The organism is Candidatus Microthrix parvicella Bio17-1, assembly GCF_000299415.1.
GTDB lineage: Bacteria > Actinomycetota > Acidimicrobiia > Acidimicrobiales > Microtrichaceae > Microthrix > Microthrix parvicella.
The window spans coordinates 25,151-40,411 of the sequence record NZ_AMPG01000011.1; the positions used below are offsets into that span (position 1 = coordinate 25,151).

17 protein-coding genes and 2 pseudogenes are annotated in these 15,261 nt (G+C 65.5%); 8 read left to right on the forward strand and 11 right to left on the reverse strand.

Annotated elements, in window-relative coordinates:
* Positions 1 to 24: 24 nt before the first annotated feature.
* The 3 genes from MPARV_RS0120275 to MPARV_RS0120285 form a co-directional block, all read right to left on the reverse strand.
* Positions 25 to 1,062, reverse strand: a complete 1,038-nt coding sequence (locus MPARV_RS0120275; RefSeq protein ID WP_172636608.1) for a 30S ribosomal protein S1 — start codon at positions 1,060 to 1,062, stop codon at positions 25 to 27.
* 259 nt (positions 1,063 to 1,321) lie between these two features.
* Positions 1,322 to 2,275 (reverse strand): calcium/sodium antiporter, encoded by a 954-nt coding sequence (locus MPARV_RS0120280; protein ID WP_031279564.1) that lies wholly within the window; start codon positions 2,273 to 2,275, stop codon positions 1,322 to 1,324.
* Between the two features lie 86 nt (positions 2,276 to 2,361).
* A complete protein-coding gene (locus MPARV_RS0120285; protein ID WP_012225327.1) occupies positions 2,362 to 3,048 on the reverse strand; it encodes a DNA alkylation repair protein in 687 nt (228 codons plus the stop codon).
* A 107-nt stretch (positions 3,049 to 3,155) separates the two neighbouring features.
* Here MPARV_RS0120285 and MPARV_RS0120290 point away from each other — a divergent pair, with 107 nt between their 5' ends.
* On the forward strand, positions 3,156 to 3,995 hold the full coding sequence (locus MPARV_RS0120290) for an alpha/beta hydrolase (protein ID WP_012225329.1): 840 nt from the start codon (positions 3,156 to 3,158) through the stop codon (positions 3,993 to 3,995).
* A 75-nt stretch (positions 3,996 to 4,070) separates the two neighbouring features.
* On the opposite strand, the gene MPARV_RS0120295 is transcribed toward MPARV_RS0120290, so the two are convergent.
* From MPARV_RS0120295 to MPARV_RS0120305, 3 genes are all read right to left on the reverse strand, one after another.
* Positions 4,071 to 4,847 carry an SDR family oxidoreductase gene (locus MPARV_RS0120295; protein ID WP_020379556.1) on the reverse strand — a complete coding sequence of 259 codons (777 nt, stop codon included), beginning with the start codon at positions 4,845 to 4,847 and terminating at the stop codon, positions 4,071 to 4,073.
* A gap of 72 nt (positions 4,848 to 4,919) precedes the next feature.
* Entirely contained in the window at positions 4,920 to 5,555 is a 636-nt protein-coding gene (locus tag MPARV_RS23310; protein ID WP_020379557.1) for a TetR family transcriptional regulator, read from the reverse strand.
* A 26-nt stretch (positions 5,556 to 5,581) separates the two neighbouring features.
* Positions 5,582 to 6,385: a hypothetical protein gene (locus MPARV_RS0120305; protein ID WP_012225332.1), complete on the reverse strand. Its 804-nt coding sequence runs from the start codon at positions 6,383 to 6,385 to the stop codon at positions 5,582 to 5,584.
* 149 nt (positions 6,386 to 6,534) lie between these two features.
* On the opposite strand from MPARV_RS0120305, the gene MPARV_RS0120310 reads away from it, so the two are divergent.
* Positions 6,535 to 7,866: a glycoside hydrolase family 27 protein gene (locus tag MPARV_RS0120310; RefSeq protein ID WP_100221386.1), complete on the forward strand. Its 1,332-nt coding sequence runs from the start codon at positions 6,535 to 6,537 to the stop codon at positions 7,864 to 7,866.
* Positions 7,867 to 7,918: 52 nt separating this feature from the next.
* On the opposite strand, the gene MPARV_RS23315 is transcribed toward MPARV_RS0120310, so the two are convergent.
* Positions 7,919 to 8,905, reverse strand: coding sequence for an AI-2E family transporter (locus MPARV_RS23315; protein ID WP_020379559.1), 987 nt, complete (start codon positions 8,903 to 8,905; stop codon positions 7,919 to 7,921).
* Positions 8,884 to 9,216, reverse strand: coding sequence for a hypothetical protein (locus tag MPARV_RS25085; RefSeq protein ID WP_157789760.1), 333 nt, complete (start codon positions 9,214 to 9,216; stop codon positions 8,884 to 8,886). Before MPARV_RS25085 ends, MPARV_RS23315 begins: the two co-directional genes overlap by 22 nt.
* 593 nt (positions 9,217 to 9,809) lie before the next feature.
* Here MPARV_RS25085 and MPARV_RS25090 point away from each other — a divergent pair.
* On the forward strand, positions 9,810 to 9,986 hold the full coding sequence (locus MPARV_RS25090) for a hypothetical protein (protein WP_020379561.1): 177 nt from the start codon (positions 9,810 to 9,812) through the stop codon (positions 9,984 to 9,986).
* Positions 9,987 to 10,029: 43 nt separating this feature from the next.
* Here MPARV_RS25090 and MPARV_RS0120330 read toward each other — a convergent pair whose 3' ends face one another.
* Positions 10,030 to 11,013: a formylglycine-generating enzyme family protein gene (locus tag MPARV_RS0120330; protein WP_012225338.1), complete on the reverse strand. Its 984-nt coding sequence runs from the start codon at positions 11,011 to 11,013 to the stop codon at positions 10,030 to 10,032.
* Positions 11,014 to 11,330: 317 nt separating this feature from the next.
* Here MPARV_RS0120330 and MPARV_RS0120335 point away from each other — a divergent pair, with 317 nt between their 5' ends.
* The 5 genes and pseudogenes from MPARV_RS0120335 to MPARV_RS26240 all read left to right on the forward strand — a co-directional run.
* Positions 11,331 to 11,720, forward strand: coding sequence for a sulfatase-like hydrolase/transferase (locus MPARV_RS0120335; RefSeq protein WP_081582497.1), 390 nt, complete (start codon positions 11,331 to 11,333; stop codon positions 11,718 to 11,720).
* Between the two features lie 208 nt (positions 11,721 to 11,928).
* Positions 11,929 to 12,111: a hypothetical protein gene (locus MPARV_RS0120340; RefSeq protein ID WP_157789761.1), complete on the forward strand. Its 183-nt coding sequence runs from the start codon at positions 11,929 to 11,931 to the stop codon at positions 12,109 to 12,111.
* A 200-nt stretch (positions 12,112 to 12,311) separates the two neighbouring features.
* Positions 12,312 to 12,821, forward strand: a complete 510-nt coding sequence (locus tag MPARV_RS0120345; protein WP_020379564.1) for a DUF1269 domain-containing protein — start codon at positions 12,312 to 12,314, stop codon at positions 12,819 to 12,821.
* Between the two features lie 610 nt (positions 12,822 to 13,431).
* A pseudogene (locus tag MPARV_RS26235) lies at positions 13,432 to 13,608 on the forward strand (DUF1214 domain-containing protein); the annotation flags it as partial.
* Positions 13,599 to 13,685, forward strand: a pseudogene (locus MPARV_RS26240) (DUF2252 family protein); the annotation flags it as partial. The pseudogenes MPARV_RS26235 and MPARV_RS26240, both read left to right, overlap by 10 nt.
* A gap of 196 nt (positions 13,686 to 13,881) precedes the next feature.
* Here MPARV_RS26240 and MPARV_RS0120355 read toward each other — a convergent pair.
* Both MPARV_RS0120355 and MPARV_RS0120360 read right to left on the reverse strand, forming a co-directional pair.
* On the reverse strand, positions 13,882 to 14,670 hold the full coding sequence (locus MPARV_RS0120355; RefSeq protein WP_157789762.1) for a hypothetical protein: 789 nt from the start codon (positions 14,668 to 14,670) through the stop codon (positions 13,882 to 13,884).
* 187 nt (positions 14,671 to 14,857) lie between these two features.
* A complete protein-coding gene (locus tag MPARV_RS0120360; protein ID WP_012225352.1) occupies positions 14,858 to 15,238 on the reverse strand; it encodes a type II toxin-antitoxin system VapC family toxin in 381 nt (126 codons plus the stop codon).
* Positions 15,239 to 15,261: the final 23 nt, after the last annotated feature.

Consider the following 15,261-nt stretch of genomic DNA (forward strand, 5'->3'; position numbering starts at 1 on the left):
GGGGGAACGAGGGGGTCGATGATTCTACGGGGAAGCCAGGGCGGCCTGGACCATCGACAGCTCCACGCGTCGACGTTTGGGGTCCACCCTCATCACCTTGACCCGCACCGCTTCGCCGGGCGCCACCAGCTCCTCGGGCCGATAGCCGCGACCTTCGGCCATTTCGCTGAGGTGCACCAACCCCTCGGCGCCCGATGCCAGCTCGGCAAAGACCCCGTAGTCCACCACCCGGGTCACGGTCGCATCCTCGATGGAGCCCTCCTCCACCTTGGCAAGCGGGTCATCGCTGAGCCGACGCAGCGACAGCCCGATGCGCCGCTTGGAGCGGTTCACCTCGATGACGACCAGTTCCAGCTCCTGCCCGGGGACGGCGAAGTCCTCCAACCGATCAACCCGACCCCAGGACATCTCTGTGCGGTGCAGCAGTCCTCTGGCGCCTGCAAGGTCCACCAGCGCCCCGAACTCGACCATGGCCACCACCCGACCGGTAACGGTTGCACCAACCTCCAGTCGCTGGAACACCGAGCGTTCCTCGGCGCGCCGGCGCTTGCGCAGTGCGTCGCGTCGCGACACCACCACGCGGTCACGCTGTCGGTCGGCCTCGGTCACCCGCACCTCCACCTCGACTCCAACGAGTTCGGCCAGGTCGCCGCCCGACCCCTCGAAGGCCTGCGATGCCGGCAGAAACGCTCGCTGCCCCAGGTCCACCAAGAGGCCGCCCTTCACCTGTTTGAGCGCCTTGACCTTCAGCAATTCGCCGGACGCCAGCGCCGCATCGATACGCTCCCACGACTGTTGCTTGGCGGCCCACCCCCGTGACGTGGCCATGCGGCCCTGCGGATCCTCCCGGGCCAGCAATGCCACTTCGATCGTGGCGCCAACCTGTGGAACGTCCCCGTCAACATCGGTCACGTCCTTTCGCATCACCACCCCCGGCCGACCGTCCACCATCTTGAGGATGATCTCGCGGTCGCCCACCTCATCGACCACGGCGGTCACGATTCGGCCGACGTGAACGTCTGGGCCTGAAGGCGCACCGCCGCGGGATGCTGGAGGGGGCATCGGAACACCTCCATCGCGCGGTGGCTGTGCCGGGCGCGGTGGTGGCCCCGGCGGGCGAGGCATGGCCTGGTCGGCAGATGGATCAAAAGGCGAGTTGGACACCGAAACCTCGTTTGGTACCGGACGTTGAGGCGACCAGTCTGCCCGCTTGCGCCGGCATCGCACCCTCAGGGTTCAAATCCCACGGTGCCGCTGTTGGATTCGGTTGCAGGAACCTCCTCCCGGTGCCGTACCGGAGTGCGACGACGGCGCTGGTAGGTCACCTGGTTCCCAGCGCCACCGCCGATGCGAGGTACACCGACGCCAAAATCACACCGGACGTGCGCCCGAAGCGCGCCCGGGTCGCCATCAACAGGGTCACCGCGGCCAGGCTCACCACCATGACCAGCATGCCCCGGTGCAACACGTCGCTGGTGGGTGCGGCACCGCGTCCCACCACTCCGACCAGCCCGCCAACCAGCAGGCTGTTGAGGATGTTCGAACCCACCAGGTTGCCCACCAACAGCTCGTCCTCGTGGCGCCTCACCGCCTGGATCGAGGCAGCCAGCTCGGGCAGCGAGGTACCGACCGCCACCAGGGTGAGACCCACGAAACCGCCTGACCAACCAAGCCGGTCTGCCACCCCAAGGGCGCCGACCACCAGCATCTGGGCAGCGACCAAGGTTCCAACCAGCCCGATCAGGGTTCGTCCGACCTCCATCCAGATTGGATAACGATTTTCCACCTCGGTGTACTCCTCCACATCACGAATCAGGAGGTCGTTGCGGCTGCGGCGCGCCAGCCAGAAGGTGAGCATCAGGTAACCGGCCAACCCGGTCAGCAGGATCAGGCCGCCGGTCAGCGTGAGCTTCCGCCAGGCCAATGCCGCCATCAGCACGCACGCGCCCAGCATCAGTGGCGCCTCACGTCGGACGATCGCGGACTCGGCCCTGACCAACGCAATCATCGCCGCGATGCCCAGCACCAACGTGAGGTTGGCCGTGTTCGACCCCACGATGTTGCCGATGCCCAAATTGAGGTCGCCGCGAACAGCGGCCATCGTGGACACAAACACCTCCGGAAGCGAGGTGCCCAGGCCGATCACCAGGGTTCCGATCACCAGCGGCGGCACCGACAAGCGGTCCGCCAGCACGGCAGCACCGTCGACGAACCAATCGCTGCTGTAGGCCAGCGCCGTCACACCGACGCCGATCAGAAGGAGGGACCAAACCAAGGCGCCAATCTTGGCATCAACCCGAAACGGAGGTGTGGAACCGTTCCCGAGGGGTTGAATCCACTTCCAGTTCGGCGGGTCGACGGTCATCCCAGGTGCTTGAGTGCCTCGCGTCTGGTCAGACCCGACAACTCACGCTCGTGGATCGAGACGAACCGACGGACCGCACCGGGATCGATCCGCCCATATTGCCGGAGCGCCCAGCCGATGGCCTTGCGGATGAAGAACTCGGTGTCGCCCGCCCGAAGCCGGGCGTAGGTGAACAGCCGCACCGGATCGGTGTCTTCTCCGTACATCAACTGGTGCAGGATGGCCGTCCGGGCCAACCAAATGTCGTCGCTGCGCACCCAGTGGTCCATGCCGGCGATCAACTCGGGATGCGCCGTGATCATGGGTCCGACCACCCGGGTGGCGAGTGGGTCGACCGTCTCCCACCACGACCTCGTGGTGATCAGTGTTCGGAGATCATCAAGATGCTCCGCGTGTATCCGTGCAACGTTCGCTCGCAACGCGTCACAGGCCACGTAGGCGAACTCGCGCTCCCGCTCACCCCAGCACGCCATGGCGAATGCCATCAGCTCATCGGTGGTGACCCCCTTGGACACCTCCAACGTTGGACGGGTGGCAACCCTGCGATCCGCCGCCGCGACGCCAAGACATGGGAACTGGTCGCGTAGGTACGTCTCCATCGCCTGCGCCCGCTCAGGATTGGCGACCTCCTCCAGACGTCGCCGCAGCGACACCATCTCCAGTTTCGCCTCCACGGCCCCCATCGTTGCACGCCATGTCGTTCCGTCGTATCCCCTCGCTGGGAGGCGTGATCTCACCCTGAGGAGGTCCTTGGGTCGGCCCCTACCAGCCAGGTCGTAGCCTGGCCACCGTGAACACCGAGACCTCCACCAAGCCCGGCACAGGCGGCGTCACGCTGCACACCATCCGCTGGACACCCGATGCTCAGCCCACCGCACGGCCAACCGCCGAGATCCTGCTGGTGCACGGTTACGCCGAGCACTCCGGCCGGTACGAACAGGTCGCCCGACGATTCTGCGACGCCGGCTTCGCGGTCACGTCCCTGGACCACCGGGGCCACGGCCAAACCACCGGGGTGAAGCGAGGCACGATCGACTCCTTCCCGGCTCTGGTCGACGACCTGGTGGCGATGGTCGATGGCATCGGCACCGACACACCGCTGTTCGTCTACGGCCACTCGATGGGCGGCCTGGCCACCGTCCGGCTGGCCGAGCGCGACGACTCGAGGTTTGCCGGCGTGATCATCACCGGGGCGTCCCTGCAGGCGGCGGCGAGCGTACCCAGGCCGGTGCTGGCCGCTGCCAACCTGGTCGGCAGGTTCGCACCCAATCTGCCCACCATCCAGCTGGACGGCGACGCCATCTCCCGGGTACCTGAGGTGCGGGCCGACTACGACGCCGACCCGCTGAACTTCCGGGGCAAGGTCACCACCGGCACGGCCCGGCAGTTGTCGGTGGCGATGGATGCCGCGATGGACGAGGCCGCCAACATCACGGCGCCGATCCTGATCATGCATGGAAGCGACGACACCCTGGCCGATCCTGCCGGTTCGGTGCGGTTCTCGTCCAAGGTCGGGTCGACCGACCGCACGGTCAGCATCTGGCCCGGCTGTTTCCACGAACTGCACAATGAGCCGGAAGCCGACGCGGTGCTCGCCACCGTGATCGACTGGATCAACGGGCACCGATAGCCCACACCCGTGGCCAGGACGACAGCAGCGGCGCACGTCTGATCCCCGAGTCGTTCTCGCTGCCTGCCGCGGCGGCTACATCTCGAGTTGGGGTCGCTCGGCGCCTCCATCAACCTCAATGATCTTGCCGGTGATGTACCCGCCGGCGGGCGAGGCGAGGAACAGCACGGCCGACGCGATCTCTTCGGGTTCGCCGATGCGCCCCAGGGGCGTGGCGTCCTCCACCGCTGTCCGCAGTCCGTCGTCCTGGGTCACGATGTCGAGCGCCGAGGTGGCAATCGACCCCACAGCGATCGCGTTGACCCTGACCGTGGGTGCCAGGTCGGCCGCCGCCATGCGGGTCCAATGGCTAAGAGCGCCCTTGCCGGTGCCGTAAGCAACAAAGCCCCGGCCACCCACCCGGCCGATGAGCGACGAGATGTTCACCACCGCACCGGTGCCCTCATCCTCCATCATCAGCGGCACCGCCGACCTGGTCAACGCGTGGGCCGTAGCCACATTCCACTCGAACGCCCGGGTCAACGCGTTGGGGGTCGTGTCCAGAAAGGGTCGCGGCATCGAGCCACCGACGTTGTTGACCACGATGTCGAGTCGCCCAAACGCGTCCTTCGCCTCACCTGCCAGGCCGGCGACCGCGTCCAGATCGCTGAGGTCTGCGGTGACAACATGGGCACGTCTCCCCGCCGCTTCAACCTGCTTGGCCACCGTGCGCAGTTGATCCTCCGTGCGTGCGGAGATGACCACGTCTGCGCCCGCCTCGGCCAGAGCGACCGCCGTGGCGGCACCGATGCCCCGTCCGGCGCCCGTCACCACCGCCACCTTGCCATCAACGCGGAATCGGTCAAGGATCATGTGCGACTCCCCCGGTCTGTCGTCTCGACCCAGTGTCGCGACGACATGACGCTACCGGCCGGGTGGGGTTGCTCAGGCACTGAGTGCCGCCAACGACGAGTCGGCCAGGTCGACGATGAACGCCTCACGCCCGAGGACGGGCATGTCCTGCGCCTCGTCGTCGATCACACGCGCCTGTTCCGCCAGCGCGAACAGCACCAAGCCGAGGACGTTTCCTGCCCGGTGCCGTTGGCGTTCCGGTGCCAGATGCGACACCAACGGCGACAGGTTGGCAGCCCCCCGTTCGAGGCTCGAGGCGAACCCCATGCCCGCCTGGGCGTGAAACCGAGGGTGGTTCGCGGCCTGGTTGAGCAGCCGAAGGTAACGACGTCCCTCCTTGGATGCCAGCAGGTCGGCGAGCGGCTCGACGATCGCCACAAACGCCGCTCTTGGCTCGACCGAACCGCCCGCCTCAAGCTCGTCGAGCCGGGAGTGACGGATGACGTTCAGCTCGGTGGCCCGCCGGTCCAGCACCGCACGGATGAGTCGATCCAGGTTGCCAAAGTGATAGTTGACCGCTGCGGCATTCTTGTGCCCGGCTGCGGCCGTGATGGCTGCTCCAGTGGTGCCGTCAATACCGGCTTGATCCAGCAGCGCTTCGGCGGCGTCGAGCAGTCGTGTCTTCCCGTCGGTTCGAGGCCCGGTCTGCGATGACGAATCGGTTCCCATTCGGAGAGTCTCGCCCACATGTCGGGTCAGCGTGGCGGAGCGAGCAACCCGGCCGCTGCCAGTGCGTACTGCAGCTCGACGAATGCGGGTGCGCTGAGGTCGACGTCCCACCATTTGCGGCGCGGGCCCGCCGTCCACCCGTTCCAGTGCTTGCGGATACCGGCACCATGGGGACACCCGACGGTGATCGAGCGATGTCCATCCGCCACCCGAAGGTAGGCACCTGCCCGCACCTTGAGTCCGGTGCTTGAACCGCCGGAGTTGGACCGGTCGGAACGGACGATGAACAATGTTCCGGTTTCGACTGCGGCAGGCAGCGGCACGTGACGACGACCAGTCCCCAGGCGATGGCTCAGTCGAATGGCATTTCCGGTTACGGTTATCCGAGCGCGGAAAGCTCCGGCCGCCCGGAGGATGGCGATGATCGCGCCGATCACCAGCCCGAGGGCAACGATGATCACGACGGGAGTCTGTGCGACCTGTGTCGGCGTCCGCTCGCCGTCGACACCGATCGGGACCGGTCCCGTGACCAACAGAACGATCACGGCGACAAACCACGCGAACGTCAACGCGGCGAAGGTGCGCCGAATGCGGTGATCGATCCCAACGAGTTGCAACTCCTCGACCCCGACGTTGGGGGTGCCACTGTCCACCTCCGGGTGTTTCTCCCGCAGGTGGCGCTCGAAGTTGGTGCCCTTGAGGCCGGCGGCGCACGCCGGGCACGGCAGGCGACCCTCGGGGTGCGCTCCGGCGCGCCGCTGGGCGGCAGCAATCGACTGGGAGGCCGTGCCGTCATGATCGAGTGTCCGCAACAGAGGTCCCCTGGCCACAGCGCCGCCCCCGGACGGCCGGCTCCCAGAGAGGCACCCTATGCGCGTCGTCCTGTACTCTGCGCCGCTCACGCCGACCCACAGCCCGTGTGTCAACGCCGGTCGGACCGCTTGGCCCCTCAGGCGGTCCGCGATACTGGCGGGCGCCAATGAAGGACACAGCACCAGTGCACGTCAAGGATCAGTCCGCCGTCGAGGATGGCCACGCAGGGGTTCGTGGCAGGAACACGAGGACGCCCACGCTGCGCTTGCTGCTGACACTCGCCCTTTCCGGCCTGATCCTCGGTCTGGCGTCCTGCGGCAAGGGTGACCACGCCGACGCCGACGGGTCGTCGACATCCACGTCAACTTCGCGTCCACGGCCAGCAGAGCCGATCGTGGCAGCGACGCCTCCGATGGGATGGAACAGTTGGAACCAGGTCCGCTGCCATGATCTGGACGAAGCCGTCGTGAAGCAGGCTGCCGATGCCCTCGTTCGGAGGGGCCTCAAGGATCTTGGTTACCGGTACGTGGTGGTCGACGATTGCTGGCAGGCCCCAAGTCGCGATTCGGCGGGCGCGCTGGTTGCCGATCCCATCCGCTTTCCCTCAGGCCTGGAGTCCTTGGTCGACTACGTGCACGACAAGGGCCTGAAGTTTGGCCTGTACCTGGCACCGGGCAGCGAGACGTGCGCCATGCACTGGGATGACTATGCCGCCAGCGGCATCGGCAGTTACCGGCACGAACGCCAGGACGCGGAAATGCTCGACGAGTTGGGAGTCGACTACTTGAAGTACGACTGGTGCCGGGCCGATGAAACCGACGGGCTGGAGCACCAGAAAACCTTCGGGCTGATGCGAGATGAACTGGCCCGGCTCGATCGGCCGATCGTCTACAGCATCTCGGAGTACGGCGACACCAAGCCGTGGACGTGGGCACCCAAGGTCGCCAACCTGTGGCGCACCACCTCGGACATCATCCCGTTCTGGCCGTCGGTGGCCTCAATCATCGACCAGCAGGCCGAGCTGCACTCCTTTTCGGGTCCGGGCCGTTGGAACGATCCGGACATGTTGCAGGTCGGCAACGGGCCACTGACCCCGGACGAGACCCGCGCTCACATCGGCATGTGGGCGATGCTCGCGGCGCCCCTGATGATCGGGACCGACCTGGACAAGTTGACCCCGGATGTGATCGATGCCCTTTCCAACCCGGAGATCATCGCAATCGATCAGGATCCGGCGGGCCGGCAGGCCAGTCGACTGCGGTCGGGCGAGACCGAGGTGTGGGCGAGAAGCCTCGCTGATGGCGACATGGCGGTCGCCCTGCTCAACAAGGGCGACGGCCCTGCCGAAATCAGCACCACCATCACCGAAGTCGGTGCCCAGCCTGGCAGTTGGAGCATTCGAAACGCTTCGACTCGCAAGGATCTTCCTGCCACCGATGGCCCGATCAGCGAGACGGTCGCGCCCCATGGGGTGACCATCCTCCGGCTGTCCTCGTAACCACCTGAGCTTCAAGCCGGCTCATCGCTCGTTGCCTCCATCATGGGGCTGCTCAGCCGCCGGGCGGCGGCGCCTCACCCGGCGAGGTGTCGAGTTCGGCGGTGCCGGTATTGGATGTGGCTACGTCGTCAACCGCCGGGTTGGATCCGCCAGGTGGTTGCTCACCGTAGGCCGAGGCGTACACGACCGCGTAGGTCTTCCCCGAGTTGGCGATGATCGACGTGATGAGCGCAGCAAACGGGAGTGCCATGAACGCGCCCATCGGCCCTGCGATCGCTCCTCCCGCCAGCGCCGCCCCGAAGGCCACCCCGCCGTTGATCGACATCGTTTCGGCACTGAGCTTCGGGCTCAACCAGTAGTTCTCACCCTGCTGGTAGATCAACGTCCACACCAACAGGATCAGCCCAGCGCCGAACCCCTGAACGGCCAACGTCATCACAATTGGAACCGCTGCACCGATATAGGTGCCAACCGCCGGAATGAACTCGGCGACGAACCCTTCAAACACCGACATTGGGAGGGCGTACACAACTGGCATCCCAATCAGTAGCATCACCACAAAAAACAACCCACCGTTGATCAACATCAGCAGCAGACGCGAGTAGAAGTAACCGCCGGTCTGCTCGATCGCTGTGTCCATCACCCACCCGGTCACCTTCTGACGGCGGGGTGGCATCCTCCCCAACAATGCCTTTTGGATCCGCGGCCAGTCCGCTGCGAAGTAGAACGTGAACAGCGCAATCGTCGCCAGGTTGAAGATCAGCCCGAGCCCCTCGGACGCGATGCCCCCCAAATTCTTTGAGAACTTCGTGATGGCGTCGTTGGCCGACACCACAGCGTCATCGCCTTTCGCTTGTCCGATCAGGTCCTTGCCGATCAGTTCCTGACCCTTGGCATTCAGCTCCGTGACCCATTTGTCGCCGTTCTTGTCGACCTCGCCGGCGAAGTCCGAAACCCCTGGGATCAACACCACAACCATGAGCACCAGGAACAACAGCACCACGGCGTAGATCGCCCCTACCGCCGCCCGCGCTTCCACCCTCGCTTTGCGTGGAGGTGATTCACCGCAGGGACCATCGCTATCGCGAAGAACAACGACAACCCCAGCAGCCGCAACAGCGACTGGGCCCGCCATGCCATCGACACCAGGACGAAGGTCGTCAGCCCGACCGCCACGACCTTCCACAGCGACTGCCACACCCACTTGTTCAGCCAAGCCGGGGGACTCACCGACTGGGCAGCTCCGGCACGCGCCGCCGCAACGACATCGTCCGGCATCTCGCCCTCAGCAATGGGGCCACGCGGCGAGTCCCGCCCTTCGGACGCGTGGTCATCGGCCAACGCTGACATCTCGTCACCGTACACATACCCTGGCCGCTGGTCGTCACCTGTTACGAGCGAATCGGACCAACCCATGCAACCGACGCTGCCATCCGGTCGCTCCAACGTGCCTTCGAGTCCGTCGGAGTGCTCGCCGCACCAGCGGTCGAGGTGCAGATCGTGCGCTCCGCAATGACGCTCGACCAAGCCCCCGCAACCCCAGCACCGCTCAGTGAACGACACACCGACGACTTCCTCAAAGGGGACGCAAGCCATGACCAACACAAACGCGACCACACACAACTCGGGGTCGGGCGCAGGCTCTCACCGAGCTGGCGGCAGACACCTACCAGGCAGTCGATCACCGACTTCGTTGTTGCCGTGACCGACCCCAAGTCGCCCGACTACGTCGAAGAGCCTGAGCGCGTGGCGGTATTCGACAACGACGGCACGTTGTGGGCCGAGCCGCCGCTCTACGCCCAACTCGCCTTCGCCCTCGACCGAGCGGCACAACTGGGTCACCCCACCAGTTTGGATGACCTGCATTCGGGCGGGATGGGCCCATTGAAGGAGTTGATCGCCCTCACCCACTCGGGTGTGACCACCGAGGAGTTCGACGACCTGTGTCGGAGCCGGCTGTCATCGGCGCGTCACCCACGCTTGGATCTGCCGTACCCAAAGACCGAGACCCGACCCTTGGAAGCGGCACCGACCAGATCACGTCGGCCTCCACCGAACGCGACTGGACCGAGGTCGACCTGGCCTCCGACCGGGCCACGAACTACCCGTCGGGCTCCTAAGCATTCTGGCGCAGGGTGGGTCGACGTTGCAGCGCCAACCGTTTCAGCCGGCTCCTGCTACCACCCGAAAGCCAATGTTGCCGGCGGTGGAGTCCGTCTGATTCGCGCTCCGGGCGTCCACTCGGTAACGCCAGCAGTAGCTCTCGTGGCACAGGTACGAACCGCCACGCATCACCCGCGCCGACCCCGCCGGCGGACCGGCCGGATCGACGGCGGCCCTGCGGTTGTACGTGAGTAGCGCGAACCAATCGAGACACCATTCCCAGACGTTGCCGGTCATCTGGTGGAGGCCGAAGCCATTCGGCGGGAAGTGGTCGGCGGGACTCGTCCCGATCCAACCGTCAGCACCGGTGTTCCCGCCGGGAAAGTCACCTTGGAACACGTTCATCCGATGCTCACCGTTCGGCTCGAGGTCGTCGCCCCACGGAAAATGCGATCCGCTCCGCCCCCCACGTGCAGCACGCTCCCACTGCGCTTCGGTCGGCAGGGTCGTTCCGCTCCAGTCGCAGAACGCAGCTGCGTCTTCCCAACTGACGTGGACCACGGGGTGGCCACCTCGATCCGCAACGTCGCTGTGCGGCCCTTCCGGGTGTCGCCAGTTCGCCCCGTCCACCTCACGCCACCAGGGAGCCGCCGCCACACCGCGTGTCGGCGGGAAGTCATCGGGGAGGAGGCCGCCGAAGACAAACGAGTTGCCGAAGCGGTCGGCCGTGCTCTGATGCCCGGTTGCAGCTATGAATGCTTGGAACTGATCGTTGGTCACCGTGGTCCGGGCGATTGCGAACGGACTCAAAGCCACCGTGTGTTCCGGACCTTCACCGTCGCTCGGGTAGCCGTTTGGATCGTTGGTGCCCATGGTGAACTCGCCGCCCGGGATGTCAACGAAATCGAACTCGACCGGATCGCTCTGCGACCCGACCTGAGGTTCGGGACCAGCCCCAGCAGCGCTTGGTTCGACGGTGGCGGGCAAAGCTCCCGGCCCGGTCGGCCGTTCCGGCGCACAACATGGTTGATCGTCGGAATGCACGGTTCCTCCCCTGCGCTACGTGGTGTTTTGACCCCCGGTCGCTCAAGCGATCGGGCACCCTGCCCATGCTCCCAGATCGGAGTACGCCGGTGGGCGGGCAACCGGCATTTCACCCGATGTAGGCGATGCCGGGCGGCGCACATCTCACCCACACCTACAAGGTGCCGACGAGGCGGCTGGACGTCGTATGCAACCTTCAACGCGCCCGCGGAGAAGTTGGGGCTCGACACGCCCCATACCTGGGATGGCGTGAAGGGCAGCAAGTCGACCGAGGTACGCGAGCTCAACTTGGAGGTGCGGCCGCTGCTCGATGAGCGATCGTCGGCAAGACCACCGATTACATCAAGGCCAAGGCCAAGGCGGATCAGCCGTTCTTCACCTACGTCGGGCTTGCGAACATGCACCCGCCCGAAGCGGTCCACCCCGATTTCGATCAGACCGATCCGTCGCGGCTGGGTCTGTACGCCGATCTCATCGCCGAGCTGGACCATCGAGTCAACCAGATCATGGACTGCCTCGACGAGGCAGGCGTTGCCGACGATACCCTCCTCGTGTTCTCCAGCGACAACGGCGGGGTGATCGACACCGTGCCCCATGGCTGTTCGAGCGGCCCGTTCCGCGGCGGCTTCTTCACCCGCGGTGGGATGGTTCGACGCGCACTGCGGCCATGGTCCGCTACCCCGGAACGGTGCCGGAGGGCGTGGTGACCCAACAGATGCTCTCGGCACACGACTGATACCAGACCTTCGCCGCCTTCGCAGGAGCCTCGGACAAGGTGCCAACCGACCGGCCGATGGACGGCGTCGACGCGGCGGAGTTCATGCAGGGCACCAGCGAGGAGACAGGTCGGGAGTCGTTGCTGTTCTTCGGACCCGACGGGAGCCTCATGTCGTCGAAATGGCGCCAGGTGAAGGTGTGGCTTCCTCACTGCAGGGGATCGCCGACCCGATCGTGCAGCCGAAGTTCCCCATGTTCTTCGACGTCGGTTGCGATCCCGGCGAGCGCTACAACCTGTTCCAGTTCAAGCTCGACATGGGCTGGATGTTCGGTGTGGCGTTCAGCTCCATCGCCCAGTTTGAGAAGACCGTTGCCGAGTAACCGAACGTCGAACCCGGTGAGGAATTCGACGACTACCCGGTAGCAGCCGCCAAGTAGGAAACCCGAGCAAGGCTCGTTCTCAATCGGGTCCGGTTCGAATCGTTTGATGTGGGTGATGCCGTATGAATCGCCCGACCTCAAGCTGATTCCACAACCAAGCGGAGCACCCTTTCAAGGGTTCCACGAATAGGAGAGATCACATGGCAAAAGTAGACGGAACGTTCCTCTACATCGGCACGTACGCAGGCGAGGCGGCCGCCCGAGACGACTACGCCATCGTCAAGGACCTCCACACCGATGGCGCTGTCGGCACCTATGACGCAGCCGTCATCACCAAGGACTCGTCCGGCAAGGTGCACGTCAACAAGGACGAGATGGCCACGCGCCACGGCGGTTGGGGCGGCGCCGCAGCCGGCGCCGTCATCGGCATCCTGTTCCCGCCGGCCGTCATCGGCACCGCACTCGTCGGTGGGGCCATCGGCAGTATCGGCGGGCACGTCTGGCGCGGCCTTTCCCGATCGGACGTCAAGGAGCTTGGTGAGCTGCTCGACTCCGGCGAAGCTGCACTACTGGTCATTGGCGCAAGCACCCTTGAGGCTGCGCTCGACAAGGCACAGCTGAACGCCGAGAAGCACATCGCCAAGGAGCTCGGTGTCAGCACGGACGAAGTCGACGCCGCGGTCCAGGAAGCCGCCTCCGAAATCAACTGAGTTTTTGGACGCGTCGTCATCAACCCGGCGGCGCCATCATCAACGCTTGTGGGCTCCGCCAACCCGACCGGGATCGTCAGGTCCTGCACGGAGTTTGTGCGGGGCCCGCACTCGTTGGTCCCATCTTCGGGCCGGCGCTTTCTGCTGGACGAAGGTCCCCACGCGGATCGTGGACATCCTCGCCGGGTTCGTCGCCGGAGCGATGATTTCGGCCGTCGCATTGGGTCTCCTCCCCGTGGCGGAAGTGCACATCGCCCTCTGGCAGACGGTGCTCTGGATGCTGATCGGCGTGGGTGTCTTCCTGCTCGGCGACTACGTGGTCGACAAGCGCTTTGCCGGTGAGGGCGCCGGGGAAGCGATGGGCATCGTCGTCGGGTCGGTGGTCGACGGGGTGCCCGAATCGCTCATCTTCGGCATCCAGATCGGTATCGGCGCGACCATCAGCCCGGCCTTCTTGGGCCGCGCGTTCGACTCGATCATCCCGCAGGCCATCGCCCCTTCTGCGGACCTGGCCACTCGAGGTTGGGGTCCGGCGAGGCTCGGGCGCCTATGGCTGCTGGTCGTGCTGGGCTGTGGCTTGGCGGCAGGCCTCGGATACCTCCTCACCACGAACTTCTGGTCGGAGGGCGCGTACGACCCGCAGACGGGGTCCGAGCTGCAGACCTCCCAGTCGATGCCCAGCACCAACAACAATGGCGACGACCTCGTGATCAATTGCGACGGCTCCGTCGGCCTGTACTTCGGTCCGACAGCCCCGGATGGTGACAAGGTGAATTGGGTCGCGACGTGCAGCTGTGCGGTGACGCCCACGTCTTGAACTTCAGACTCTGGGCAACGCCGGAGCGCACACTCGCGTCCGACGTCGGCGCGGCCGCAGCGAGCGCCGCTGCCCGCGGCCAACCGCATCGTGGACGACCCGCCCTTCCGCACCCACCTCGAGGGCCGTAGTGACGAGGCGTCGCTGTTCCTCCAGAGCAAGCAGGCCGTGTGATCCCCGACAACAAGCGGATCGGACCGCACCTCAGAAACTTCGCGTTCGCGGAGGCTGTCTGGCCCGGGCTCACCGCGCCGACCAAGCTGCCGCCGACACCACCACGGTTGCAACTCCGAAAGCCAGCAGAGCGACGTGCTCAAACACTGCGCCGGCGATGTAGCTTCCCGGAAGCAACGGCACAGCAAATGAGGTCCAAACCGTCACCGCGACGCCGACGACCAAGACCCCCTTCGCAACGAGGGCGGGTGCGCCCACATTCTGATGCAGGCGACGGCGAAACACCGCAAGGATCAAGACGGCCAGGATCGAGATGACCGAGATGCTCAAGTTGATCCACACACCTGACGGGATACCCCCGGGTCCGCAGCTCGCGGTGGTGTCCGCACTCTGTTCCAGCCGGACTCGCTCAAGGTCGAGCGCGTTCGAAAACTGCAACGACAGGGCGAGGATCGGACCGAGTAGGGCGGTCACGACCTGCATCGAGTCACGGGCAGCAGCAAAGACCACTGCGTTGGCCCCATAGGACTTGATCACGGCTCGAAGACCAAACAGCAGCAGCAACGACGCCAGACCGAAGACCGCTCCGAACAAGAACTGCTCGTGTGCCGCTACGCCGGCCGCCGCCCCGTCGCTGGGCCGACCCGATAGCCCTGCGTAGTTGAACGACAAGACCAGCAGCGCGAAGAACGCACACGTGAAGACGACGATCGAGTCGGCGATGCTGCGATCCTCGTCCTGCACCGCCTCGTGATCGAGGGGCAACAGAATCGCCAGTAGCGCGAAGCCGGCAAGGAGTCCGGCGATCGCCGAGTACCAGCCGGCGGCAGCCGCTATATCGAACTGAAGCAGGTCCAACCGGCAGTTCAACGCAGACCCACCGGGCTTCTGTGACCCGAGTTTCGACGGTCCGGGCCCTCCGGCGGAGCAGCATGCGAGTGCAGCTCAGGACCACATGCCACCTGCGTCGTCATGGGGCTCCGATCCGCGCAGGAAGCGTTCTGACAGCGTAGCCAGAGCGGCATTGAGCTAGCTCCGACGTGCACTACAACGCCTCGCCGCTCTGCGCGTTGGCGACTGATTTCAGTTGAGCGTCAAAGGTCAGCACGTCGGTGCCATGCCAGATTGCGGTAGCCAGGACCAGGCAGTCGGGCATTTTCAGTCCGCTCTCGGCGCGGAGTCGAGCCAGCGCGACCGCATCGACGCGCATCTGAGACTCCCGCATACCAATGCTGATCAGCGTGTTCAGAACGGCCGACTCCGTGCAGTGACGCGCCGGGTGCACCAGCACCTCGGCGAGCGTTACCGGATGCACCAAAAACTGGTCGACATCGATCAACCCCTGCACGGCATCGGCATGATGTGCATCGCCAGGGTCCAGATAGGCGATCAGCGCGCCGGCGTCGGCGACGGTCAGTCTGGCCATTCGTCGCGCAAACCCTCTAGATA

What these genes read in the sequence shown, in the direction of transcription:
- MPARV_RS0120295 (WP_020379556.1), bottom strand. Translation starts at nt 4,847, where the DNA reads ATGATCCTTGACCGATTCCGCGTTGATGGCAAGGTGGCGGTGGTGACG.
- MPARV_RS0120345 (WP_020379564.1), top strand. Translation starts at nt 12,312, where the DNA reads ATGGCAAAAGTAGACGGAACGTTCCTCTACATCGGCACGTACGCAGGC.
- MPARV_RS0120360 (WP_012225352.1), bottom strand. Translation starts at nt 15,238, where the DNA reads ATGGCCAGACTGACCGTCGCCGACGCCGGCGCGCTGATCGCCTATCTG.
- MPARV_RS0120285 (WP_012225327.1), bottom strand. Translation starts at nt 3,048, where the DNA reads ATGGGGGCCGTGGAGGCGAAACTGGAGATGGTGTCGCTGCGGCGACGT.
- MPARV_RS25085 (WP_157789760.1), bottom strand. Translation starts at nt 9,216, where the DNA reads ATGTCAGCGTTGGCCGATGACCACGCGTCCGAAGGGCGGGACTCGCCG.
- MPARV_RS0120275 (WP_172636608.1), bottom strand. Translation starts at nt 1,062, where the DNA reads ATGCCCCCTCCAGCATCCCGCGGCGGTGCGCCTTCAGGCCCAGACGTT.
- MPARV_RS23310 (WP_020379557.1), bottom strand. Translation starts at nt 5,555, where the DNA reads ATGGGAACCGATTCGTCATCGCAGACCGGGCCTCGAACCGACGGGAAG.
- MPARV_RS0120310 (WP_100221386.1), top strand. Translation starts at nt 6,535, where the DNA reads ATGAAGGACACAGCACCAGTGCACGTCAAGGATCAGTCCGCCGTCGAG.